The following is a 22,613-nucleotide window of genomic DNA, read 5'->3' as shown; positions in this document are numbered from 1 at the left end:
GTAGCCGATCGGCGAGGGCCGCTCGGGGCGGCCCGCGTACCCCTGCCGCTCGGGGCGGCCCGCGTACCCCTGCCGCTCGGGGCGGCCCGCGTACCCTGCCGGAAACGGACGGGCGCGCCGACCGCAAGCGGTCGACGCGCCCGGTGTCGGGTGCTGCTGCGGTCAGCCGGCGTGCTTGCGGCGGGCGGCGGCCCGGCCCCGCTGCTGCTGGTCGAGCACCACCTTGCGGATGCGCACCGTGGCCGGGGTGACCTCGACGCACTCGTCCTCGCGGCAGAACTCCAGCGCCTGCTCCAGGGTGAGCTTGCGCGGCGGGACCAGCTTCTCGGTCTCGTCGGAGGTCGACTGCCGCATGTTGGTGAGCTTCTTCTCCTTGGTGATGTTGACGTCCATGTCGTCGGAGCGGGAGTTCTCTCCGACGATCATGCCCTCGTACACCTCGGTGGTCGGCTCGACGAAGAGCTGACCGCGCTCCTGCAGGTTGGTCATCGCGAAGGCAGTGACCGCGCCGGCCCGGTCGGCGACCAGCGAGCCGTTGTTGCGGGTCCGCAGCTCACCGAACCACGGCTCGTAGGACTCGAAGACGTGGTGCAGGATGCCGGTGCCCCGGGTGTCGGTGAGGAACTCGGTGCGGAAGCCGATCAGGCCACGCGCCGGAACGAGCCACTCCATCCGGATCCAACCGGTGCCGTGGTTGACCAGCTGCTCCATCCGACCCTTGCGGGTGGCGAGGAGCTGGGTGATCGCGCCCAGGTACTCATCGGGGGCGTCGATGGTCAGCCGCTCGACCGGCTCGCAGGTCTTGCCGTCGATCTCCTTGGTCACGACCTGCGGCTTGCCGACGGTCAGCTCGTAGCTCTCCCGGCGCATCTGCTCGACCAGGATGGCCAGCGCCAGCTCGCCGCGGCCCTGCACCTCCCAGGCGTCCGGCCGCTCGGTGGGCAGCACCCGCAGCGACACGTTGCCGACCAGCTCCTTGTCGAGCCGGTCCTTGACCATCCGGGCGGTGACCTTGGCGCCCTTGACCCGGCCGACCAGTGGCGAGGTGTTGGTGCCGATGGTCATCGAGATGGCCGGCTCGTCGACCGTGATCAGCGGCAGCGCGACCGGGTTCTCCGCGTCGGCGAGCGTCTCACCGATCATGATCTCCGGGATGCCGGCGACCGCGATGATGTCGCCCGGGCCGGCGCTCTCGGCCGGCTTGCGCTCCAGGCCCTCGGTCATCAGCATCTCGGAGATGCGGACCCGCTGGGTGCTGCCGTCGGTGCGGCACCAGGCCACCGTCTGACCCTTGGTGATGGTGCCCTGGCGGACCCGGCACAGCGCCAGCCGGCCGAGGAACGGCGAGGCGTCGAGGTTTGTCACGTGTGCCTGAAGCGGCGCGCCGTCGTCGTACGAGGGCGGCGGGATGGTGTCCAGCAGGGTGCGGAACAGCGGCTCCAGGGAGGTGCTGTCGTCCGGCACCGAGCCGTCGGCGGGCTGGGTCAGCGAGGCGACACCGTCGCGGGCACAGGCGTAGACGATCGGGAAGTCGATCTGCTGCTCGTCGGCGTCCAGGTCGAGGAAGAGCTCGTAGGTGTCGTCCACGACCTCCTTGATCCGGGCGTCGGGGCGGTCCACCTTGTTGATCACCAGGATGATCGGCATCCGCGCCTGCAGCGCCTTGCGCAGCACGAAGCGGGTCTGCGGCAGCGGGCCCTCGCTGGCGTCGACGAGCAGCACCACGCCGTCGACCATGGTCAGGCCGCGCTCCACCTCGCCACCGAAGTCGGCGTGGCCGGGGGTGTCGATGATGTTGATGGTGACCGGGTCGGAGCCGTCCGCCGGCAGGTAACGCACGCCGGTGTTCTTGGCCAGGATCGTGATGCCCTTTTCCCGCTCCAGGTCACCCGAGTCCATCACCCGCTCGGTGTTCTCGCCCCGGGCGCCGTACGCCCCGGCCTGCCGCAACATGGCGTCGACAAGCGTGGTCTTGCCGTGGTCGACGTGAGCGATGATGGCGACGTTGCGGAGGTCGGTGCGAAGCTGCATACCCTCTATCCTTCCGCCTGCGCTCGCGCAGGCCGCGTCGGGGTCACCCCCAGGTGCCCCTGATCTATGGTGAAACTGCTGTTCGGGTGGTTCCCCCGGCTGGCATGCTGACTCCCGTGTTCCGGGGGCCTGAGTGCACGACCTGCTGACCTGGGTGCAGAGTCTGCCCACCCTCTGGATCTACCTGGTCGCCGCGCTGATCGTGGCGGGCGAGACCGCGGTGATCTTCGGCCTGCTCGTGCCGGGTGAGGCTACCCTGCTGCTCGTCGGCTTCCTCACCTACAACGGTACCTTGCGGCTCGGACCGGCGTTGCTCGCGATGATCGTCGCGGCGGCCCTCGGTGACGGGCTGGCCTTCCGCGCCGGACGGCGCTACGGGCCCCGGCTGCGCGCCGGGCTGGGTCACCGGGTCGGTTCCGAGCGGTGGGCCAGGGCCGATGCCATGCTCGCCCGGCTCGGCGGGCGGGGTGTGTTCCTGGCCCGTTGGGTGGCCTTCGCCCGCACCCTGGTGCCCCGGCTGGCCGGTGCGGCCGGCATGCCGTACCGGAGGTTCGCGCCGTGGAACCTGGCCGGGGTGGCGACCTGGGCGGGCGGCTCGGTCCTGCTCGGTCACCTCGCCGGTGAGTCGTACGACACGGTCTCCCGGCTGCTCGGCCGGGCCACCGGCGTGGCGCTGCTGCTGCTGGCCGGCCTGCTGGGAGTCGTGCTCGTCGGCCGGTGGTTGGGTCGCAATCCCGATCCGGTCCGCGCGCTGCTGTCCCGGGCCGGCGCGCTACCCCCGGTGCGGTGGCTCACCGCCCGCTACGGAGTGCTGTGCTTCCTGGTAACCGTGCGGATCGGGCCGGCCTGGACGCTGCTGCTCAATCTGGCCGCCGGGCTCCTGCTGCTCTTCGCCGCCGGGCTCGCCATCGCCGGCCTGCTCGCCCTGGCGATCCGCAACAGTGGGTTGGCCGCGCTGGACGACGCCGTCGCGGCGTGGTTCGCCGCCCGGCGTACCCCCCACGCCGCCGAGGCCACGATGGTCGTGGTGTCGGTGGTACGCGGGTCGGTGTTGATCACCTTGGTGGGGTTGGTGGCGGCGGTGCTGGCGTGGCGCAGCCGACCATGGCGGGCGGACCTGCTCAGCGTCGTCGGCACGGTGGGCGCGTTCGTGCCGCTGGTGGTGCTGGCCGTGGCCGCCGAGGTGACCGGCGCGCACGGCACCACACCGGGCGGCGGTGAGGTGGCCCCGCTCTCGACCCAGAACGCCGTGGTCGCGGCGAGCTTCTGCACCCTGGCCTGGCTGGTGTCGCGCAGCGCCCGGTGGCCGGTGGCGGTGGCGGCGTGGACAGCCGCCGCCGCGGGGATGCTCGGGATCGGTGGCGCGCGGCTCTACCTCGGCCTGGACACGGCGAGCGGGACCGCAGCGGCGGTGCTGCTCGGAGTGCTCTGGACGGTGGTGTTCATTGTCGCCTGGGCCACCCGGGACCGGGCGGTGGCTGATCTGGAGGAGCCGGACGACCAGGCGCGGACGCCGCCGCAGGGGCGCCGCCGCCCGGTGGAGCCTTGTTGATCCGTCCGGGCCACCAGAAGCGGTCACCGAGCAGGAACGCCAGCGCCGGCACCAGGACCGTGCGGACCAGCAGGGTGTCGAGCAGCACGCCGATGCAGACGATGATGCCGATCTGGGTCAGCGTGATCAGTGGCAGCACGCCGAGCACGGCGAAGACCGCGGCGAGCAGCACCCCGGCACTGGTGATCACGCCGCCGGTGACCCGCAGGGCGGAGAGCATCCCGTCGCGGGTGCCCGCGCTGCGCGCGTCCTCCCGGGCCCGGGTGACCAGGAAGATGTTGTAGTCCACCCCGAGCGCCACCAGGAACACGAAGGCGAGCAGCAGCACGCCGCTGTCCAGTGCGGGGAAGCCCAGCACGTGGTCGAAGAGCAGCCACGCCGCGCCGAGGCTGGCGAAGAACGACGCGATCACGGTGAGCACCAGCAGCAGCGGGGCGAGCAGGCCGCGGAGCAGCAGCACGAGCACGGCGGCGACGAGCAACAGGATGATCGGCAGGATCAGTCGCAGGTCGCGGTCGTTGGCCTCGTCGGAGTCGTAGGTGGCGGCCACGGAGCCACCGACGATCGCCCCGGATGGCGCGTCGGCGCCGGCGGCGGCCGGAGGAGCGGAATCGGCAACGGCGGCGACCGCGTCGCGCAGCGCCTCGATCGCGCGGTCCGAGGCGGTGGTGCCGGGTTCGGCGTCCAGGACGACGTCGACCTGGGCGACGGCGTCACCGGCGTCACCGGGGCGTGCCGAGGCGACCCCGGCCACGGCGGTGGCGGCGTCGGTGACCGCCCGCACCGCCGCCGGGTTGGTGAGCACGGCCACCGGCTGGGTGCTGCCGGCGGGGAACGCGCGGGCCAGGGTCTGCGCCCCGGTCACCGCCTCGGGCTCGGCGCGGAACTGCTCGGTCTCGGACAGGCCGGTGCGGATCCCGAGCCCACCCAGCGCCAGGCCACCGAGCAGCACTGTGGCCAGCACCGCGACCACCACCGGGCGGCGTTGCACGGCGGCGCCGAGCCGTCCCCAGAGCCGTCCCTCCCGGGCCGGGCCACCGACGCGGGGTACGAACGGCCAGAACAGGCCGCGACCGAGGAGCACCAGCACGGCGGGGAGCACGAACAACGCCGAGAGCATGGCGAAGACCACGCCGGTGGCGCAGGCCACCGCCAGTGCCCGGTTCGTCTCCTGTTCGCTGAGCAGCAGGGTGAGGACGCCGAGCACCACGGTGCCGCCGCTGGCGAGGATGGGCTCGGCGGTACGGCGCAACGCGGCGCGCATGGCCGCGTACCGGTCCTGCTCGCGCCGCAACTCCTCCCGGTAGCGGGCGATGAGCAGCAGCGCGTAGTCGGTGGCGGCGCCGAAGACCAGCACGCTGGCGATGCCGGTGACCTGGCCCTGCTGGAGGTTGATACCGACGGCCGGCACGATGGCGTCGACCGCGCGCAGGGTGAGCTGCTCGGTCGCGGCGACCACGACCAGCGGCACGATCCACAGGAACGGGCTGCGGTAGGTGATCAGCAGCAGCACCGCCACCACGGCAGCGGTAACCGCGAGCAGGGTGACGTCGGCCCCGTCGAACACCGAGGACAGGTCGGCGGTGAAGGCGGGGGCACCGGTCACCTCGGCGGTCAGCCCGCCGGGCAGGTCGGCCAGCGCGGCGCGCAGCTGATCGACGGTGTCGGTGACCTCGTCCTGACCACCGCTGGTGTCGACCGGCACGGCGACCAGCGCGACCGCCCCGTCCGGGGAGAGCTGCGGGGGGCTGACCCGCCCGCCCACCGCGAAGCGGCCCAGGTCGCCGGAGCGGGCGGTGACGGTGGCCCGGTCGGCCTCGCTCAGCGCGCCGCCGTCACCTCGACTCACCACCACGATGGCTGGCTGGACCTCGCTGGACGGCAACTGCTCCTGCAGGCGCTCCACCTGGGTCGACTGCCACTGCGCCGACAGGCCGGTGGCGGAGACCGGGGCCGGGTTGTCCGGTTGGGGCGTTCCGAAGACGACCGCGCCGACGACGATCGCCGCGGCCACGGTGAGCCAGGCGGTCAGCCGGCCGCGCGCGACAGTGGTGAACAGAGACATCAGAAGACCCCAAAGTCCTTCGGCAGCCGAGTATCTTGATAGCCGAGATTATCGAGGGCTGTTCTATGCTGCAACCCGAGAGACCGACGACGGGAAGAGCGGCGCGAGGTGGCGACTCACGGCATGTACCGGCGGCGCGACACGCTCCGCGAGCAGCTGGTCGCGGAGATCACAGGCAACCTCCGGCGGTACGCGGTGGACGCCCAGCACGTCGGTCACGCCTTCGCCAACCTGCACGGCCTCAACCCGACCGACCTGCAGGCCCTGATCGCGGTGATGGACGCCGAGCTGCTCGGTGATCCGATCACCCCCGGCCGCCTCGGCGAGCAACTCAACCTCTCCTCCGGCTCGGTCACCGCCCTGATCGACCGGCTGGAGCGCGCCGGTCACATCCGCCGGGACCGGGACACCGCCGACCGGCGCAAGGTGCTGCTGCACTACGCCGACCAGGGAGCGACCCTGGCCATGGAGTTCTTCCAGCCGCTGGGCGCGCGTACCGACACGGTGATGGCCCGCTTCGACGACGACGAGCTGGAGGTGGTGCACCGGTTCATGGCGGAGATGAGCGAGTCGCTGCGGGGGCACCGGGACGCGGTGCGCGCCGCCCGGTCCGAGGCACCCCGCCGGCCGACGGGCTGAGCGGTGCCCGACCGGCTCGTCACCCGCCTCGCCGGCGTCGCGCTGCGGTTGCCACCGACCCGTCCCAGCCCGGTGCGGGTCACCCGCGACATCCCGATCCGGGCCCGCGACGGTGTGGTGCTGCGCACCGACCACTACGCCCCGGGGGTGCGGGACGCGCCGACCGTGCTGATCCGCACCCCGTACGGGCGGGGCGGACCGCTGCGGCTGCTCGGCCGGCTGCTCGCCGCGCGGGGCCGGCACGCGGTGATCCAGGCCTGTCGGGGCACCGGAGGGTCCGGTGGCACGTTCGCACCGCTGGTGCACGAGCGCGACGACGGAGTGGACACCCTGGACTGGCTCCGTCGCCAGCCCTGGTGGTCCGGCCAGCTGGGCATGTTCGGGGTCAGCTACCAGGGGTTCGCGCAGTGGGCGCTGGCCGCCGACGCCGGCGACGAGTTGCGCGCGATGGTCGCGGTGGTGACCGCCTCGGCCACTCGGGACTCGACGTACGCGGGGGAGTCCTTCGCCCTGGACACCGTGCTGACCTGGGCGGAGCTGCTGCACGCGCAGACCGTGCCGTGGTTGGCCCGGCAGGGGGAACTCAAGCGTGGCCAGCCCCGGCTGGCCGCCGCGCTCGCGCACCTACCGCTCGTGGATGCCGACCGGGTGGCGACCGGGGTGACCATCCCGTTCTTCCAGGAGTGGCTGCGCCACCACACCCCGGAGGCGGCGTACTGGCGCGAGCGCGTCTTCGCCGACCGGGTGGCCCGGGTGCGGGCGCCGGTGGTCATGGTCAGCGGTTGGCACGACATCTTCCTGCCCGCCCAACTCGACGATCACGCCACCCTGCGGGCCGCCGGCACGCCGCCACGCCTCGTGATCGGCCCCTGGACACACGGCAGCCCCGGGCTGTTCGTGGCTGCCCTGCGAGAGGGGTTGGCCTGGCTCGACGAGCACCTGCCGGCTGCGCCACCGGTCGGCCGGCGGTCGCGCCGCGCCGCGTCCGCCCCGGTCCGGCTGCACGTGGGTGGGCACGGCGGTGGCTGGCGGGACCTGCCGGACTGGCCACCGCCGGCGGTCGAGACCAGCTGGCACCTGCATCCGGGAGGTGAGCTGGCGGTACGCCCACCGGTCGCGTCGGCCCCGGACGAGTTCCGGTACGACCCGGCCGACCCCACCCCGTCGCTGGGTGGGCCGCTGCTGGTCGCCCAGCGAGCCGGTCCGGTGGACAACCGGCAGGTCGAAGCCCGCCCCGACGTACTTACCTACACCAGCGCCCCGCTGGCCGGGCCGGTCGAGGTGATCGGCCCGGTACGCGCCGTGCTCCACGTCCGCAGTGAGCTGCCACACCTGGACGTCTTCGTGCGACTGTGCGATGTGGACCGACGCGGTCGATCGTGGAACGTGTGCGACGGTCTGGTGCGGGTGACACCCGAGCGCTTCCCCGCCGACTCGTCCGGGGCGTTGCGGATCCCGGTGGCGCTCTGGCCGACCGCGTACCGGTTCGCGACCGGGCACCGGCTGCGGGTGCAGGTAGCCGGCGGCGCCCATCCGCGGTGGGCGCGCAACCCCGGCACCGGGGAACCTCTCGGTACGGCGGTGACGCTGTGTGCCGGTTGGCGGCAGGTTCTGCATGACCCGACGCACCTCTCGGTGCTGCTGTTGCCGATCGTCCACTCTGCCCCGGCCTCGCCTCCAATCTGAACAGAGCCCCCCTGAGCTGGGCATTCACCGGAAATGCGGGCTATGGTTGGTTCAACGCCCGGCGCCGTGCATCAGCAGACCGGGCTCGTCCGAAGCCCAGCACCGCGTACGCGGTGTGACGTCGTGCCCGGTCCCCGCCCCAGTTGAGAGGGGGACCCCATGACCCGGGCCCCGGCTAATCTGTTGGCCCTCCGAAGCCTGCTCCTCACTCACCTCGACAACGCCCCCGGCCCGGACGACCTGGATCCGGCGGAGGTCGGCATCGTCGGCGACCCGGCCCACCGCGGCGGATACCACTGCGGATCGGACCGGGTGGTCACCAACGACTACTCGGTGGTCGAGTCACCCCGGGACCGGGCCGGACTGACCCTCGACGCGGCGGCGCTGGACGTCGGCCAGTTCGAGGTCCGCTCCGGTGGCGGTACGCACACCTTGGCCAGCTTCTCGCTCTGGTGCGTGGGCCAGTGCGCCGCGAGCGCGGCCGACACCCGGGACATCCGCGAGGTCATCTACAGCCCCGACGGCAGCACTGTGAAGCGGTGGGACCGCCTCGGCAAGCGCAGCACCGGCGACAGTTCGCACCGCTGGCACACCCACGTCAGCTTCTTTCGTGACGCCATCAAGGCGGGCCGCGACCAGCGGCCGTTGTTCCGCCGCTACCTCAGCTCCATCGGACTCCTGGAGGACGACGACATGACCCCCGAAGAGCACAACTGGCTGGCCACGGTCCACAAGAACCTCACAGTGCTGGACGGCCGAAACCCGATCGGACAGATCTACACCCGAATGGCGGAGGGTCGGGACGACACCGGTGCCCCGGTGATCGGCAACTGGAACCTGCAGGCGATGACGAAGCAGCTCACCGCCCTGCAGACCACGCTCAACGCACTGGCCGGGGAGGACTTCACCGACGAGGCGGCGATCGTCCAGGGTGTGCTGGCCTCGCTGACGCCGGAGAAGATCGCCGCGGCCATCCCGCCCACCATCGCCAAACAGGTCGCCGACGAGCTGGCCCGCCGGCTGGTCGCCTGAGCGGGGGGCGGCCCGTAGCCGCCGGGTCGCCCCTCCCCGCGCGTCCACTCCGCAACAACTCTTGGGCAACAACTATTGCGCAAGAGTTGTTGCGGATGGCATCATGGCGGCATGGAGACCCCCGACGTACGCCACGTCACCGACTCGCGGGTGCTGGCGGCCATGGTCCACCCGCTGCGTCGCCGGCTGATGGACGTGCTCAAGGTGCACGGGCCCTCGACCGTCGGCCTGCTCGCCGAGCGCACCGACCAGGCGCCGGCGAACGTCAGCCACCACCTCAAGGTCCTCGCCGCCGCCGACCTGGTCACCGAGGCCCCCGAGCTGGCCCGGGACCGGCGCGAGCGGTGGTGGAGGCTGGTCACCCGAGGGCTGAGCTGGTCCAGCAGCGACTTCGACGCCGACCCGGCCGCCCGAGCGGTCGCCGACGCCGCCACCTCGCTCAACCTCGACCGGCACGTCGCACTGGCCCGCGCCTGGCACGCCGCCGACGACACGGCGCACGCCGCCTGGCAGGACGGCCCGTTCTCCACCGACAGGTGGTTGCACCTGACCCCCGACGAACTGTTCGAGCTGAGCCGCGACGTGGCCGACCTGCTGGCCCGCTGGGCCGACCGTCCGCCGCCCGAGGACGGCCACGAACGACAGCCCGTGTTCGTGTTCGCACACGGAATTCCGGCCCGACCGTGACGGCTGTCGCCCCTACCGACCCGGGGACGGTCCGTCCACGGGGCGGGCTGCTGCGACACCGGGACTTTCGGCTGCTCTGGGCCGGTCAGGCCGTCAGCAGCATCGGCAGCAACGTCACCACCGTCGCACTGCCGCTGGTCGCCGTCGCCGTGCTCGATGCCGGCACCTTCCAGGTGGCGGTGCTCACCGCCGCTGCCTGGCTGCCCTGGCTGCTGATCGGCCTGCCCGCCGGCGCCTGGGTGGACCGGCTGCCCCGGCGGTCGGTGATGGTGGTGTGCGACCTGTTCTGCGCACTGGCCTTCCTCAGCGTCCCCCTGGCCGCCGTGCTGGGCCGGCTCACCGTGGCGCACCTACTGGTGGTCGCCCTCGGCACCGGTGCCGCGCGGGTCTTCTTCGAAACCGCCGACCAGGTGTACCTGCCGGTGCTGCTGCGACCCGAGCAACTGCCGGAGGGCAACGCGAAACTCGAGGCGACCCAAACCGTGAGCTACGTCGTCGGACCCGGCCTCGCCGGCCTGATCGCCCAGCTCACCGGTGCCGTCGCCGCGCTGGTGCTGGACGCGTTCACGTTTCTGGCCTCCGCGATCCTCCTGCTGCGGATCCGCACCGTCGAACCGCGCGTACGCCGAGCGGACCAGTCCCGCTCACTGCGCCGGGACATCGCCGAGGGGCTGCGCTTCGTCGCCCGAGACCCGTACCTGCGGGTGCTGGCGGTCTTCGGCGCGGCCAGCAACATCGGGCTGACCGGCTACCAGGCCGTTCTGGTGGTCTTCCTGGTCCGGGAGCTTCGGCTCGAACCGGGCCTGGTGGGCGCGCTGGTCGGCGTGATGAGCGCCGGAGGGATCATCGGGGCGCTACTCGCCACCACGCTGGGCCGGCGCTGCGGCACCGCGCGGGCGCTGCTGATCGCTGCGGCGTTCACCGGCCCGCCCGCGCTGCTCATCCCGCTCGCCGCACCCGGCCTCGGGTTGGCCTGGCCAGCCCTCGGCGGCCTGCTGATCGGCCTCGGCGTGGCCATCGGCAACGTCGTCAAGGGCACCTTCCGACAGACCTACACGCCGCACCACCTGCTCGGCCGGGTGACGGTGAGCATGCATCTGCTCAACTACGGCACGATTCCGCTGGCGGCCGTGCTGGCCGGTGCGCTCGGCGCGCGCTACGGCGTCAGGACAGCAATATTCGTGATGACCGCCTGGTTGGCGCTCACCCCGTTGATTCTGTTGATCGGGCCGATCCGGAGGCGGCGGGACCTGCCCGCCGCCCCGGCGGCGTCTTGAGTGCGCTGCGACGGCGGCTGGAGAACCAGCCGCCGTCACCGGCACGGAGCTACATCGGGCGGACGTTGTCCGCCTGCGGACCCTTCTGCCCCTGGGTCACCTCGAACTCGACCTTCTGGCCCTCGTTGAGCTCCCGGTAGCCGCTCGAGGCGATGGCGGAGTAGTGGACGAACACGTCCGGCCCTCCACCGTCCTGCTCGATGAAACCGAAGCCCTTTTCCGAGTTGAACCACTTAACCGTGCCGGTTGCCATGCATCTCTCCCTGTTCAAAGCGGCTGACCCTCGGCCTCTGGCCGATGATCGCCCGTACCTGTCCGACAGTAACGGGCGAAACCCCGATCCGCTGGCCGAAGTGCCGTAGGTCTTTGTGTGAAGTCGGGTGAACTCTGCGCGCCGGGAGGTGAAACCTGCCCCGAGCACCCGCCGCTGGGGCATGCTTGCGCCGATGAGAGGTGCCGCAGCCGACGTGCTGACCGAGTTGGAGCGCGAGATCGACGCGCCCGGCGCCGGCCTGGACCGGCTCCGGTTGGTGCCCACCCCGTTCGTTCCCGAGGTGCGGCTGTACCTGGCCGAGGACGCGATCGTCTGGTGGGCTCGGATGGAGGCTGCCGCCGGGCACGCCCTGCCGGCGCCATACTGGGCGTCCGCCTGGGCCGGCGGCCAGGCCCTGGCCCGCCACCTCCTGGACCACCCGGAGTTGGCCGCCGGTCGTCGGGTGCTCGACCTCGCCTCCGGGTCGGGACTGGTGGCCATCGCCGCCGCGCTGGCCGGTGCCGCGGAGGTGGTCGCCAACGACATCGACCCGTACGCCGTCGCGGCCGTCACCCTCAACGCGCGGGCCAACCGGGTCGCCGTCGACGTCACCGGGGACGACCTGCTCGACAACACCGACACGGACGCCGAACTGGTCGTCGCCGGGGACGTCTTCTACGACCGCGCGATGGCCGACAAGATGCTGCCCTTCCTGCAGAGGGCCGCCGCCAGGGGCGCCGAGGTGCTGGTCGGCGACCCCGGCCGGGGGCATCTACCGGCGGACCGCCTGACGGTCCTGGCCGACTATCCGGTGCCCACCACCGAACCCTCGGTCGACTCGTCGCTACGCCGCGTGCAGGTGCTGCGACCCTGCTGAGTGCGGACGCCACCTCAGGGACGACCCCTAGACCGACACCAGGGGGGCCTGGGGGCTGAAACCGGATGTCCGACGTGGTGCCGTGGCCATAGCGTACGGAGCATGACGCAATGGCTGGCACAGATCGGAGAACTACCCGTTCTGCTGCTGATGGGCACGCTCGGCCTCGTCATGCTCTTCGATGCCGTACCCCTGCTGGGTGTCCTGGTCCCCGGCGACGTGGCGATCCTGGCCGCGGTCGGGGTGGGCCGCCCGACCACCGGGCTGGCGACCTTCACCGCGGTGCTGGTCGGCTGCCTGGCCGGCTGGTCGCTGAGCTTCCTGATCGGCCGGCGCTACTCCGAGCGGCTGCGCCACAGCCGGATCGGCGGCTGGATCGGCGAGGCGCGCTGGACAGCCGCGGAGGGGATCCTGCGTCGCGGTGGCGGTCGGATGATGGTCGTCGCGCCGTTCCTGCCCGTGTTCAACGCGCTGCTTCCGCTGGCCGCCGGCGGGCTACGGATGTCGTACCGGCGATTCCTCGGCTGCGCGGCGCTCGGCGCCGCCGCCTGGGCTGGTCTCTACCTCGCGCTGGGCACCGCGTCCCGATCGCTGGCCGGGCTGCTGCCGGGGGATCCCAGTCCGCTGTTGGTGACCATGGGAGTCGGGATGCTGCTGGCTTCCGTCGTGCTGCTGGGGGCACGGCGGCGGTTGTTCGCGGTGGCTGGCTGAGTTCTGGTTGCTGGGCGGGGGCTGGGGCAGGCCCCGCCCCCGTCGTGGTTCCGACTCGTGCGGTCGTGCCGCGCCCGCCGCTGGGTAATAGATCTTCAGGGTGAACGGTCGGCGTTTGGTATTTCGTGGGGTGCTGGGTTACCAGCCTCTTGCTTTCCACTGGGGGAGGGCGGGGCGTTCCGCTCCCAGGGTGCTGTCGCTGCCGTGGCCGGGGTAGAACCAGGTGTCGTCCGGAAGTTGGTCGAACAGCTTGTGCTCGACGTCGTCGATCAGTGCGGCGAAGCGCTCCGGGTCCCGGTCCGTGTTTCCAACACCACCTGGGAAAAGGCTGTCCCCGGTGAAGAGGTGCGGGGTGCCGGCCGGGTCGCGGTAGAGCAGTGCGATCGAGCCCGGGGTGTGCCCCTTGATGTGGATGACCTCCAGCGCGCAGTCGCCGACCGGCACGGTGTCGCCGTCGCCGAGACGCTCCGCCTCGATCGGCAGCCCGTCCGCGTCGTCGGCGTGCACCAGGGCCCGCGCGCCGGTCTTGGCGACCACCTCCTCCAGGGCCACCCAGTGGTCCATGTGCTGGTGGGTCGTCACCACGGCGGTGAGCCCGCCGTCGCCGATCAGGTCCAGCAACCGGGGCGCCTCGTTCGCGGCGTCGATAAGCACCTGGTCACCGGTGCCCGTGCAGCGCAGCAGGTACGCGTTGTTGTCCATCGGACCCACCGACAGCTTGCTGATGGTCAGCCCGTCCAGCTCACGCACCGCCGGCGCGCCGCCGTGGGTGACGTCTCCGCTATAAGTCATGGCGCTTCTATATCCATTCCGGTGGAGTAGGCAGGGGGCCGTCGGGAGTGACGGAGAGCGGGCCGCCGTCGGCACGGCCGATCAGCCAGGCGGCGAGGTCGGGCACGGCACCGGAGACGATCGGAGCGCCGACGCGGTCCCCGATCACCACCTCGTGCTCGCTGCCGTCCATGCGTAGCACCAACGACGGCGGTGTCGGACCCGTGGCGTGGTGGCTGGCCACCTCGCGCAGCAGCCGGTGGGCGAACGTCTCCGACCAGTCCGCGGGTCGGTAGTCGGCGGCCAGGTCGAGGTGGTGCACCTCAATCTCGCGCAGCCGACCCCACACGAGCAGCGCGGCCGGCCACGGGCCCTTACGCGCCTGCACCGTCGCCGCCCAGGCCTGCGCGGGCATCGCCGCGACCGCCTCGGCGAACAGGTCGGCGGTGCGCCGCAGATCGTCCAGGTGCTCGGCGGGTGGCCGGCCCGAGCCGGTCTCGATGTCCGTGGTGCGGGCCGCCAGCGAGGCGTACATCGGCAGCGCCTCGCCGGTGCGGGCCGCCGTGAGCAAATTGACAAAGCCGTCGGCGTTGCGCGCCAGATGCGCCAGCACGTGGCCGCGCGTCCAGCCCGGCAGCAGCGACGCGGCGGCCAGGTCGGTGGCGTCGAAAGACGCTGCGGTACGCAGGAGTCGGCTGGTGGCCGCGTCCACCTCGCCCATCAGCAGGAGCGGATCCGTGGTCACCCGTCGACCCTAGCGGTCCGCCGCCCGCGCCGTCGCCGGGGAAATCGCTTTCGGCGCGTCGGCGTGCGACCTACCGTCAGCGGCAGACGCGGCACCGGGACATCGGACGGAGGTGGTGATCATGCCGGACGTGGTACGCGTGTTCAGCCATCACCTGCTCCGACACCGATGAGGATGCCATGACGATCGATCTGACCGCGCTCGGCTGGGACGTCGAGCGGGCGACGTACGCCGCGCGACGCGGCGAGCACCACCCGGGCCGGGTGGCCCGGGTCGACCGGGGGGTCTGCACGGTGCTCACGGCGACCGGCCCGGTCCGGGCCAGCCTGGGCGGCGCGGTGCTGGCCACCGCGGCCCGGGACCCGTCGGCGCTGCCGTGCGCCGGAGACTGGGTGCTGCTCACCCACTGGCCGGACCGCCGCGTCACAGTGGAGGCGGTACTACCGCGGCGGGGCGCGCTGATCCGCCGTACCGCCGGCAAGGACGCCAGCGGCCAGGTGCTGGCCGCCAACCTCGACGCGGTCGCCGTGGTCGAGCCGGTGCACCCCGAGCCGGACGTGGGCCGGATCGAGCGACTGCTCGCCCTGGCCCACGAGTCCGGTGCCCGGCCACTGGTCGTGCTGACGAAGGCCGACCTCGCGGCCGACCCGGCCGCGCTGGCCCGCCAGCTTGCCGCGGTCGCCCCCGGGGTGCCGGTGCTGCCGGTCAGCGCCGAACGTGGCGTCGGGCTGGACCCGCTGCGCGCCGAGGTGACGCCCGGCCGCACGCTCGGCCTGCTCGGGCCCTCCGGCGCCGGCAAGTCGAGCCTGGTCAACGCCCTGGTCGGGGCGGTGATGATGCCCACACAGGCGATCCGGCGCGTCGACGGCAAGGGTCGGCACACCACCACCTGGCGGGCGCTCGTACCGATCCCCGGCGGTGGGGCCGTGATCGACACGCCAGGGGTACGTGCGGTGGGCCTGCTGGACGGCGCGGTCGGGCTCGACCGGGCGTTCGCGGATATCGCCGGGCTGGCCGAGGGCTGCCGGTACGCCGACTGCGGCCACGACGGCGAGCCCGCCTGCGCGGTCCGCGAGGCGCTGCAGACCGGCGAACTCCCCACCCGCCGGTGGGAAAGCTGGCGGCGGCTGCAGGGCGAGGTCGCCCAGGAGAGCCGGCGGCGGGAGGCGCGGGTGGCGGCGGAGCGGCGCGGCGGGTGGCGTTCGGCCCGGCGACGGGCTGCCCGGCCCCCGACGCCCGGGGGGTACTGAGCGGCGGCGTGTGGCTGCGCTTGTCGGCGGGCGTGCGGCGGCGCTTGCGGGCGGCGGCGTGTGGCTGTGCTTGCGGGCGGCAGCGTGTGGCTGCGCTTGCGGCCGCAGCGTGTGGCCGTGCTTGCGGGCGGCGGCGTGTGGCGGTGCTTGCCGGGGGTGTGCGCGGCGCTTGCGGGCGGTGTGCGGCGGCGTTCGTGCCCGGCGCGGGGGAGGCTGTGCTCCGATGCGGCCGACCGGGCTGAGCTGGGGGAATGTGCGGGCGGGGGAAACTGTCATACCTCGGGGCTAGAGTTGCCGAGGCGTGTTTTCCGCGCCCGCACGACCGCTCAGAACACCCAGAGCGGGACAGATCCTTCGCTTCGTCTTCTCCCGGGAGTACACGCACCGTGGTCGACCGACTGATCATCCGTGGCGCGCGCGAGCACAACCTGCGTGACGTCAGTCTCGACCTGCCCCGGGACGCACTCATCGTGTTCACCGGGCTGTCCGGGTCGGGCAAGTCGAGCCTGGCCTTCGACACGATCTTCGCCGAGGGGCAGCGCCGTTACGTCGAGTCGCTCTCGTCGTACGCCCGGCAGTTCCTCGGCCAGATGGACAAGCCAGACGTCGACTTCATCGAGGGCCTGAGCCCCGCCGTCTCCATCGACCAGAAGTCCACCTCGCGCAACCCGCGCTCTACCGTCGGCACCATCACCGAGGTCTACGACTACCTGCGCCTGCTCTACGCCCGCATCGGCGAGCCGCACTGCCCGGTCTGTGGCGAGCGGATCTCCCGGCAGAGCCCGCAGCAGATCGTCGACCGGGTCCTCGCGATGGCCGAGGGCACCAAGTTCATGGTGCTCGCGCCGGTCATCCGTGGTCGCAAGGGCGAGTACGTCGACCTCTTCGCCGAGTTGCAGGCCAAGGGCTACGCCCGGGCCCGGGTCGACGGCGTGGTGCACCCGCTGACCGAGCCGCCGAAGCTCAAGAAGCAGGAGAAGCACACAATCGAGGTGGTGATCGACCGCCTCACCGTCAAGGCGAGCGCCAAGCAGCGGCTGACCGACTCGGTCGAGGCCGCCCTGGGCCTGTCCAGCGGGCTGGTGCTGCTCGACTTCGTCGACCTGCCGGAGGACGACCCGGACCGGGAGCGGCGCTACTCCGAGCACCTGGCCTGCCCCAACGACCACCCGCTCGCCATCGAGGATCTCGAACCCCGGGTCTTCTCCTTCAACGCGCCCTACGGCGCCTGCCCGGAGTGCACCGGCCTGGGCACCAAGAAGGAGGTCGACCCGGAGCTGCTGGTCCCCGACCCGGAGCGCAGCCTGCGCGAGGGCGCCATCCTGCCCTGGGCCACCGGGCACAACCTGGAATACTTCCTGCGCCTGCTGGAGGCTCTCGGCGAGGCCCAGCACTTCGACGTCGACACCCCGTGGCGGGCGTTGCCGGCGCGGGCGCAGAAGACGATCCTGCACGGCTCCGACGACCAGGTGCACGTGCGCTACCGCAACAAGTACGGCCGCGAGCGCTCCTACTACACCGGCTTCGAGGGCGTGGTGCAGTGGATCGAGCGCCGGCACTCCGACACCGAGTCCGAGTGGTCCCGCGACAAGTACGAGGGCTACATGCGCGACGTGCCGTGTGCGGCCTGCGGCGGTGCCCGGCTCAAGCCCGAGGTGCTCGCGGTCACCCTGGCCGGCAAGAGCATCGCCGAGGTCTGCAACCTGTCCGTGGGGGAGTGCGCCGACCTGCTCGCCGGCATCGAGCTGACCGACCGGCAGAAGCTGATCGCCGAGCGGGTCCTCAAGGAGATCAACGCCCGGCTGCGGTTCCTGCTCGACGTCGGTCTGGACTACCTCTCCCTGGACCGGCCGGCCGGCACACTCTCCGGCGGCGAGGCACAGCGCATCCGGCTGGCCACCCAGATCGGTTCCGGCCTGGTGGGCGTGCTCTACGTGCTCGACGAGCCCTCGATCGGGCTGCACCAGCGCGACAACCACCGGTTGATCGAGACGCTGATCCGGCTGCGTGGCCTGGGCAACACGCTGATCGTGGTGGAGCACGACGAGGACACCATCCGCACCGCCGACTGGATCGTCGACATCGGGCCCGGCGCGGGTGAGCACGGCGGCAAGATCGTGCACAGCGGCTCGGTCCCCGCACTGCTGAAGAACAAGGAGTCGATCACCGGGGCGTACCTGTCCGGGCGTCGGTCGATCCCGACGCCGTCGACGCGCCGCCCGCAGGATGCGGCCCGGGAGCTGGTGGTGCACGGCGCGCGTGAGCACAACCTGCGTAACCTGACCGTCTCGTTCCCGCTGGGCCAGCTCATCGCGGTCACCGGGGTCAGCGGTTCGGGCAAATCGACGCTGGTCAACGACATCCTGTACGCCGTGCTGGCCAATCAGATCAACGGCGCCCGACTGGTGCCGGGCCGGCACACGCGGGTCTCCGGTCTGGAGCACGTGGACAAGGTCGTCGGCGTGGACCAGTCGCCGATCGGCCGGACGCCACGCTCCAACCCGGCCACCTACACCGGGGTCTGGGACCACGTCCGCAAGCTCTTCGCCGAGACCACCGAGGCGAAGGTTCGCGGGTACGGCCCGGGTCGGTTCTCCTTCAACGTCAAGGGTGGGCGCTGCGAGGCGTGCTCCGGCGACGGCACCATCAAGATCGAGATGAACTTCCTGCCCGACGTGTACGTCCCCTGCGAGGTCTGCAAGGGCGCCCGGTACAACCGGGAGACCCTGGAGGTGCACTACAAGGGCAAGACCGTCTCGGACGTGCTGGAGATGCCGATCGAGGAGGCCGCCGAGTTCTTCTCCGCCATCCCGGCCATCCACCGGCACCTCAAGACCCTGGTCGACGTCGGCCTGGGCTACGTACGCCTCGGTCAGCCCGCGCCCACCCTCTCCGGCGGCGAGGCGCAGCGGGTCAAGCTCGCGTCCGAGCTGCAGAAGCGCTCCACCGGACGGACGGTGTACGTGCTCGACGAGCCGACCACCGGTCTGCACTTCGAGGACATCCGCAAGCTGCTGATGGTGCTGGAAGGGCTTGTCGACAAGGGCAACACGGTGATCACCATCGAGCACAACCTCGACGTGATCAAGACGGCTGACTGGTTGATCGACATGGGTCCGGAGGGGGGTCACCGGGGCGGCACCGTGCTCGCCACCGGCACCCCCGAGGAGGTCGCCGAGGTGGCCGAGAGCCACACCGGCGAGTTCCTGCGCCAGGTGCTCAAGCTCGACGGCAAAGCCAAGGGCGCGGCGGCCGCCACCACCCGGGCGGCCAAGGCCAACGGCGTGAGCAAGGCGCGGGCGAGCCGCAAGGCGCCCGCCGCCGCGCGCTGACCTGGATCTCCCGAGGGCGGTCCCGGTCGGCTTCGTGCGCGGCGGTCCCCCCGGTTTTTGTGCGCGGCGGTCCGGTCGGGCTGCCGTGCGCGGGGCCGGGCTTCCGTGCGCGGGGCCGGGCTTCCGTGCGCGGCGGTCCCGGTCGGCTTGTGTGCGCCGCGGTCCGGTCGGGCTGCCGTGCGCGGGGTCCACGATTGGGCTCGTGGTGTCCGTTACGAGGTGGGCTCATCGACCGGGGTCCGCCTCGTCCCATTTCCGGTTCGAACGGATGCCACGGTGAACCATCCGGCACAGTTGCTCGTGTGGACAATGTGTGGCCGGCTCTTGACCGGCGCGGCGGGCTAGAGAGAGGCGAGGCATGAGTGACGATCAGGCGCTGACCGGTCCGGGTACGCAGACACGTCGCACCCTGCTCACCGGCGTCGGGGCGGTCGGCGCGGCCGTCGTCCTGGCTGCCTGCGGCAGTGACGACGGCGACGGCGGCAGTGGCAGCGGTGCCCCCACCAGTGGCGGCCCGGCGGTGCCCAGCACCGGTGACGCGGGCGGCGGCGACCGGCAGGGCGCGCAGTCGCTGGCCACCACCGCCGACATCCCGGTCGGTGGCGGCAAGGTCCTCGCCACCCAGGGTGTGGTCATCACCCAGCCCGTAGCCGGCCAGTTCAAGGGCTTCAGCCCGATCTGCACGCACCAGAACTGCCCGGTCACGAACGTCGACGGCGGCACCATCAACTGTACCTGCCACAACAGCAAGTTCTCGATCGAGGACGGCTCGGTGAAGGCCGGCCCCGCCACCAAGCCGCTGCCCCCCAGGGACATCAAGGTCACCGGGGACCAGATCTCGCTGGCCTGACCGACCTGGGGGAGCGGCCAGCGCCCCCACCGCATGATCGACTCGCGTTTCGGGAAGTCGGGGTGTCCGCGGCTGCCGACACCCCGACTTCCCGGAAAACCGAGTGGATCTAGCGCCTGCAACGGGCTGTCGGTGGTGCGGACTAGGCTTGTTGGCGTGGCTGACCCCTCGACCTACCGTCCCGCACCCGGCACCATCCCGGAGTCACCGGGGGTCTACCGCTTCCGCGACGGGACCGGCCGGGTGATCTACGTCGGCAAGGCGAAAAACCTGCGCAGCCGGCTCAACTCCTACTTCGGCGACGTCTGGAATCTGCACGAGCGCACGCGGCAGATGGTCACCACCGCCGAGTCGGTGGACTGGATCATCGTCGGCACCGAGGTCGAGGCGCTCCAGCACGAGTTCACCTGGATCAAGCAGTACGACCCCCGGTTCAACGTCCGCTACCGCGACGACAAGTCGTACCCCTACCTGGCCGTCACCCTCAACGAGGAATACCCCCGGTTGCAGGTGATGCGCGGCGCCAAGCGCAAAGGGGTGCGTTACTTCGGTCCGTACTCGCATGCCTGGGCCATCCGCGAGACCCTCGACCTGTTGCTGCGGGTGTTCCCGGCCCGGACGTGCTCGGCCGGTGTGTTCAAACGGGCCGGCCAGGTCGGCCGTCCCTGCCTGCTCGGCTACATCGGCAAGTGCTCGGCGCCGTGCGTCGGCACCGTCTCCGCCGACGAACACCGCGCGATCGTCGACGGGTTCTGCGACTTCATGGCCGGGCGCACCGACACCATGGTCCGCAAGATCGAGCGCGAGATGACCGAGGCGAGCGAGCAGCTGGAGTTCGAGCGTGCCGCCCGGCTGCGGGATGACGTGGCGGCGCTCCGCCGGGCCATGGAGAAGCAGACCGTGGTGCTGGGCGACGGCACCGACGCCGACGTGGTCGCGTTCGCCGACGATCCGCTTGAGGCGGCCGTGCAGGTCTTCCACGTTCGCGACGGCCGGGTCCGCGGCCAGCGGGGGTGGGTGGTGGAGAAGACCGAGGACCTGACCACCGGCGACCTGGTGCACCACTTCTGCACCCAGGTGTACGGGGGCGAGCAGGGCGAGACCGACGTGCCCCGGGAGTTGCTGGTCCCCGAGCTGCCCGCCGACGCCGACGCGCTGGCGGAGTGGCTCTCCGACCACCGGGGCAGCCGGGTGTCGCTGCGCGTGCCGCAGCGCGGCGACAAACGCTCACTCATGGAGACGGTGGAGCGCAACGCAAAGGACGCGCTGGCCCGGCACAAGCTGAAGCGTTCCGGTGACCTGACCACCCGGGGCAAGGCGTTGGACGAGATCAGCGAGGCGTTGGGCATGCGCACCTCGCCGCTGCGCATCGAGTGTTTCGACATCTCCCAGATCCAGGGCACCGACGTGGTTGCCAGCATGGTGGTCTTCGAGGACGGGTTGCCCCGCAAGAGCGAGTACCGGCGGTTCATCGTCCGGGGTGCCACCGACGACCTTTCCGCCATGTCCGAGGTGCTCCGCCGGCGTTTCGCCCGATACCTGGACGCGAGGGCCGAGACGGGCGAGGTGGGGGTGGAGTCGGCCGACGACGCGGCCGCCCCGGAGGATGCGGTGGAGCCTCAGGTCGGTGTCCTGATCGATCCGACCACCGGCCGGCCGCGGAAATTCGCGTACCCGCCGCAGTTGGTGGTCGTCGACGGCGGTGCCCCACAGGTCGCCGCCGCCGCGCAGGCCCTCGCCGACCTGGGCATCGACGACGTGGCGCTGTGTGGACTGGCCAAGCGGTTGGAGGAGGTCTGGCTCCCGGACGACGAGCTGCCGGTCATCCTGCCACGCACCTCGGAGGGGCTCTACCTGCTGCAACGGGTCCGCGACGAGGCCCACCGGTTCGCCATCACCTTCCACCGGCAGCGCCGATCCAAGCGGATGACCGAGTCGGCGCTGGACCACGTGCCCGGCCTCGGGGAGGTGCGGCGCAAGGCACTGCTGCGCCACTTCGGGTCCCTCAAGCGGCTCTCCGCCGCGACAGTCGAGGAGATCACCGAGGTGCCCGGGGTGGGTCGACGTACCGCCGAGGCGATCCTGGCCGCCCTCGACAAGGACACGAAGACCGACGAAAACGCGGAAGCGACCCCCGGCACCTGACGTCGCCGTCGTCTCTCGCCGTCCTAGTCTCTCGCCGTCCTCGTCTTTCGTCGCCCTTGCCTTTCGTCGCCCTCGTCTCTCGGCGGTCAGTCGCGGCGCACATGATCGTGCTCGGTCCTGGTTGTAGTGGTCTCGTCCGCACGGCGAGGGACCTGTTTCCTGGATCGAGCGCGATCCTGGGGGTTACGCCATCCCGGGTGTGCCGGTGGCGGCGTCCGGTACCACCACCCCGGTCCCAAGATCCGCGCAACATCAGGGAAAGTGCTGCCTCGCTGCGATCTGAGGCAGCACTATCCCTGATATTGCTCAGATCTTGAATCGTGTTCGGTGTGGGTTGCTGGGCGTGGTGTCGGGTTCACGCCTGCGGTTGTGGGGTGGGTGTCTGGTTTGCCGGGGGTGTCCCGTGGTCGGGGTTACCCCGGTCGCGGAATCTTGGGTGGGGCGGGGTCGTTATACCTGGCATGCCGCCGCGACCTCGGGTCGTGGCGTGCGGCAACCCCCAGGTCACCGCGGTCACCATCCCGTGGCCGTCGGCTCCCGGGAACACCCGCCAGCTGACCACGGTTACATCCCCGTGGCCGTCGGCCCCCGGGAACACCCGCCGGGTCGCCGCGGTTACATCCCCGTGGCCGTCGGCCCCCGGGAACACCCGCCGGGTCGCCGCGGTTACATCCCCGTGGCCGTCGGCCCCCGGGAACACCCGCCGGGTC

17 protein-coding genes are annotated in these 22,613 nt (G+C 71.7%); 12 read left to right on the top strand and 5 right to left on the bottom strand.

What is annotated here, in order from left to right:
• Positions 1-162 precede the first annotated feature (162 nt).
• A complete protein-coding gene (typA, locus tag ABZU25_RS27495) occupies positions 163-2,031 on the bottom strand; it encodes a translational GTPase TypA (RefSeq protein WP_355032256.1) in 1,869 nt (622 codons plus the stop codon).
• Positions 2,032-2,164: 133 nt separating this feature from the next.
• Here typA and ABZU25_RS27490 point away from each other — a divergent pair, with 133 nt between their 5' ends.
• Positions 2,165-3,583 carry a DedA family protein gene (locus ABZU25_RS27490; RefSeq protein WP_355032255.1) on the top strand — a complete coding sequence of 473 codons (1,419 nt, stop codon included), beginning with the start codon at positions 2,165-2,167 and terminating at the stop codon, positions 3,581-3,583.
• Here the strand turns inward: ABZU25_RS27490 and ABZU25_RS27485 are convergent.
• Positions 3,474-5,648: an efflux RND transporter permease subunit gene (locus ABZU25_RS27485; protein ID WP_355032254.1), complete on the bottom strand. Its 2,175-nt coding sequence runs from the start codon at positions 5,646-5,648 to the stop codon at positions 3,474-3,476. The two genes, ABZU25_RS27490 and ABZU25_RS27485, sit on opposite strands and share 110 nt — an antisense overlap.
• A 123-nt stretch (positions 5,649-5,771) precedes the next feature.
• On the opposite strand from ABZU25_RS27485, the gene ABZU25_RS27480 reads away from it, so the two are divergent.
• The 5 genes from ABZU25_RS27480 (at position 5,772) to ABZU25_RS27460 (ending at position 10,969) form a co-directional block, all read left to right on the top strand.
• The gene (locus tag ABZU25_RS27480) at positions 5,772-6,287 is read left to right on the top strand and encodes a MarR family transcriptional regulator (RefSeq protein WP_355032284.1); all 516 of its coding nucleotides are present in this window, start codon (positions 5,772-5,774) and stop codon (positions 6,285-6,287) included.
• A gap of 3 nt (positions 6,288-6,290) precedes the next feature.
• Positions 6,291-7,973 (top strand): CocE/NonD family hydrolase, encoded by a 1,683-nt coding sequence (locus ABZU25_RS27475; protein ID WP_355032253.1) that lies wholly within the window; start codon positions 6,291-6,293, stop codon positions 7,971-7,973.
• A 159-nt stretch (positions 7,974-8,132) separates the two neighbouring features.
• A complete protein-coding gene (locus tag ABZU25_RS27470) occupies positions 8,133-9,005 on the top strand; it encodes a hypothetical protein (protein ID WP_355032252.1) in 873 nt (290 codons plus the stop codon).
• 111 nt (positions 9,006-9,116) lie between these two features.
• On the top strand, positions 9,117-9,692 hold the full coding sequence (locus ABZU25_RS27465) for a helix-turn-helix domain-containing protein (protein WP_355032251.1): 576 nt from the start codon (positions 9,117-9,119) through the stop codon (positions 9,690-9,692).
• Entirely contained in the window at positions 9,689-10,969 is a 1,281-nt protein-coding gene (locus tag ABZU25_RS27460; protein ID WP_355032250.1) for an MFS transporter, read from the top strand. Before ABZU25_RS27465 ends, ABZU25_RS27460 begins: the two co-directional genes overlap by 4 nt.
• Positions 10,970-11,018: 49 nt before the next feature.
• Here ABZU25_RS27460 and ABZU25_RS27455 read toward each other — a convergent pair whose 3' ends face one another.
• A complete protein-coding gene (locus tag ABZU25_RS27455) occupies positions 11,019-11,222 on the bottom strand; it encodes a cold-shock protein (RefSeq protein WP_007462771.1) in 204 nt (67 codons plus the stop codon).
• A gap of 181 nt (positions 11,223-11,403) precedes the next feature.
• Here ABZU25_RS27455 and ABZU25_RS27450 point away from each other — a divergent pair, with 181 nt between their 5' ends.
• Positions 11,404-12,099, top strand: coding sequence for a 50S ribosomal protein L11 methyltransferase (locus tag ABZU25_RS27450; RefSeq protein ID WP_355032283.1), 696 nt, complete (start codon positions 11,404-11,406; stop codon positions 12,097-12,099).
• A gap of 102 nt (positions 12,100-12,201) precedes the next feature.
• Positions 12,202-12,810, top strand: coding sequence for a VTT domain-containing protein (locus ABZU25_RS27445; RefSeq protein WP_355032249.1), 609 nt, complete (start codon positions 12,202-12,204; stop codon positions 12,808-12,810).
• Between the two features lie 138 nt (positions 12,811-12,948).
• Here the strand turns inward: ABZU25_RS27445 and ABZU25_RS27440 are convergent, their stop codons facing one another.
• Both ABZU25_RS27440 and ABZU25_RS27435 read right to left on the bottom strand, forming a co-directional pair.
• Positions 12,949-13,602, bottom strand: coding sequence for an MBL fold metallo-hydrolase (locus ABZU25_RS27440; RefSeq protein WP_355032248.1), 654 nt, complete (start codon positions 13,600-13,602; stop codon positions 12,949-12,951).
• Between the two features lie 7 nt (positions 13,603-13,609).
• Positions 13,610-14,326, bottom strand: coding sequence for a maleylpyruvate isomerase family mycothiol-dependent enzyme (locus tag ABZU25_RS27435; protein WP_355032247.1), 717 nt, complete (start codon positions 14,324-14,326; stop codon positions 13,610-13,612).
• Positions 14,327-14,505: 179 nt separating this feature from the next.
• Between ABZU25_RS27435 and rsgA the strand changes: the two genes are divergently transcribed.
• From rsgA to uvrC, 4 genes are all read left to right on the top strand, one after another.
• The gene (gene rsgA, locus ABZU25_RS27430; RefSeq protein WP_355032246.1) at positions 14,506-15,576 is read left to right on the top strand and encodes a ribosome small subunit-dependent GTPase A; all 1,071 of its coding nucleotides are present in this window, start codon (positions 14,506-14,508) and stop codon (positions 15,574-15,576) included.
• Between the two features lie 386 nt (positions 15,577-15,962).
• Positions 15,963-18,908, top strand: coding sequence for an excinuclease ABC subunit UvrA (gene uvrA / locus ABZU25_RS27425; protein WP_355032245.1), 2,946 nt, complete (start codon positions 15,963-15,965; stop codon positions 18,906-18,908).
• A 358-nt stretch (positions 18,909-19,266) separates the two neighbouring features.
• Complete coding sequence (locus ABZU25_RS27420) at positions 19,267-19,758, top strand: Rieske (2Fe-2S) protein (protein WP_355032244.1); 492 nt, start codon at positions 19,267-19,269, stop codon at positions 19,756-19,758.
• 156 nt (positions 19,759-19,914) lie between these two features.
• Positions 19,915-21,903 carry an excinuclease ABC subunit UvrC gene (gene uvrC / locus ABZU25_RS27415; RefSeq protein WP_355032243.1) on the top strand — a complete coding sequence of 663 codons (1,989 nt, stop codon included), beginning with the start codon at positions 19,915-19,917 and terminating at the stop codon, positions 21,901-21,903.
• Positions 21,904-22,613: the final 710 nt, after the last annotated feature.

This window comes from Micromonospora sp. NPDC005215, from assembly GCF_040607915.1.
Classification (GTDB): Bacteria; Actinomycetota; Actinomycetes; order Mycobacteriales; family Micromonosporaceae; genus Micromonospora.
The sequence above is the reverse complement of the archived record's forward strand: the minus strand, read 5'-3'. Positions and strand labels throughout refer to the sequence as shown.

Coding starts and splice junctions, on each gene's coding strand:
- ABZU25_RS27470 (WP_355032252.1), top strand. CDS start 8,133: ATGACCCGGGCCCCGGCTAATCTGTTGGCCCTCCGAAGCCTGCTCCTC.
- ABZU25_RS27450 (WP_355032283.1), top strand. CDS start 11,404: ATGCTTGCGCCGATGAGAGGTGCCGCAGCCGACGTGCTGACCGAGTTG.
- ABZU25_RS27480 (WP_355032284.1), top strand. CDS start 5,772: ATGTACCGGCGGCGCGACACGCTCCGCGAGCAGCTGGTCGCGGAGATC.
- ABZU25_RS27455 (WP_007462771.1), bottom strand. CDS start 11,222: ATGGCAACCGGCACGGTTAAGTGGTTCAACTCGGAAAAGGGCTTCGGT.
- ABZU25_RS27465 (WP_355032251.1), top strand. CDS start 9,117: ATGGAGACCCCCGACGTACGCCACGTCACCGACTCGCGGGTGCTGGCG.
- ABZU25_RS27445 (WP_355032249.1), top strand. CDS start 12,202: ATGACGCAATGGCTGGCACAGATCGGAGAACTACCCGTTCTGCTGCTG.
- typA (WP_355032256.1), bottom strand. CDS start 2,031: ATGCAGCTTCGCACCGACCTCCGCAACGTCGCCATCATCGCTCACGTC.
- ABZU25_RS27440 (WP_355032248.1), bottom strand. CDS start 13,602: ATGACTTATAGCGGAGACGTCACCCACGGCGGCGCGCCGGCGGTGCGT.
- rsgA (WP_355032246.1), top strand. CDS start 14,506: ATGACGATCGATCTGACCGCGCTCGGCTGGGACGTCGAGCGGGCGACG.
- ABZU25_RS27420 (WP_355032244.1), top strand. CDS start 19,267: ATGAGTGACGATCAGGCGCTGACCGGTCCGGGTACGCAGACACGTCGC.
- ABZU25_RS27485 (WP_355032254.1), bottom strand. CDS start 5,648: ATGTCTCTGTTCACCACTGTCGCGCGCGGCCGGCTGACCGCCTGGCTC.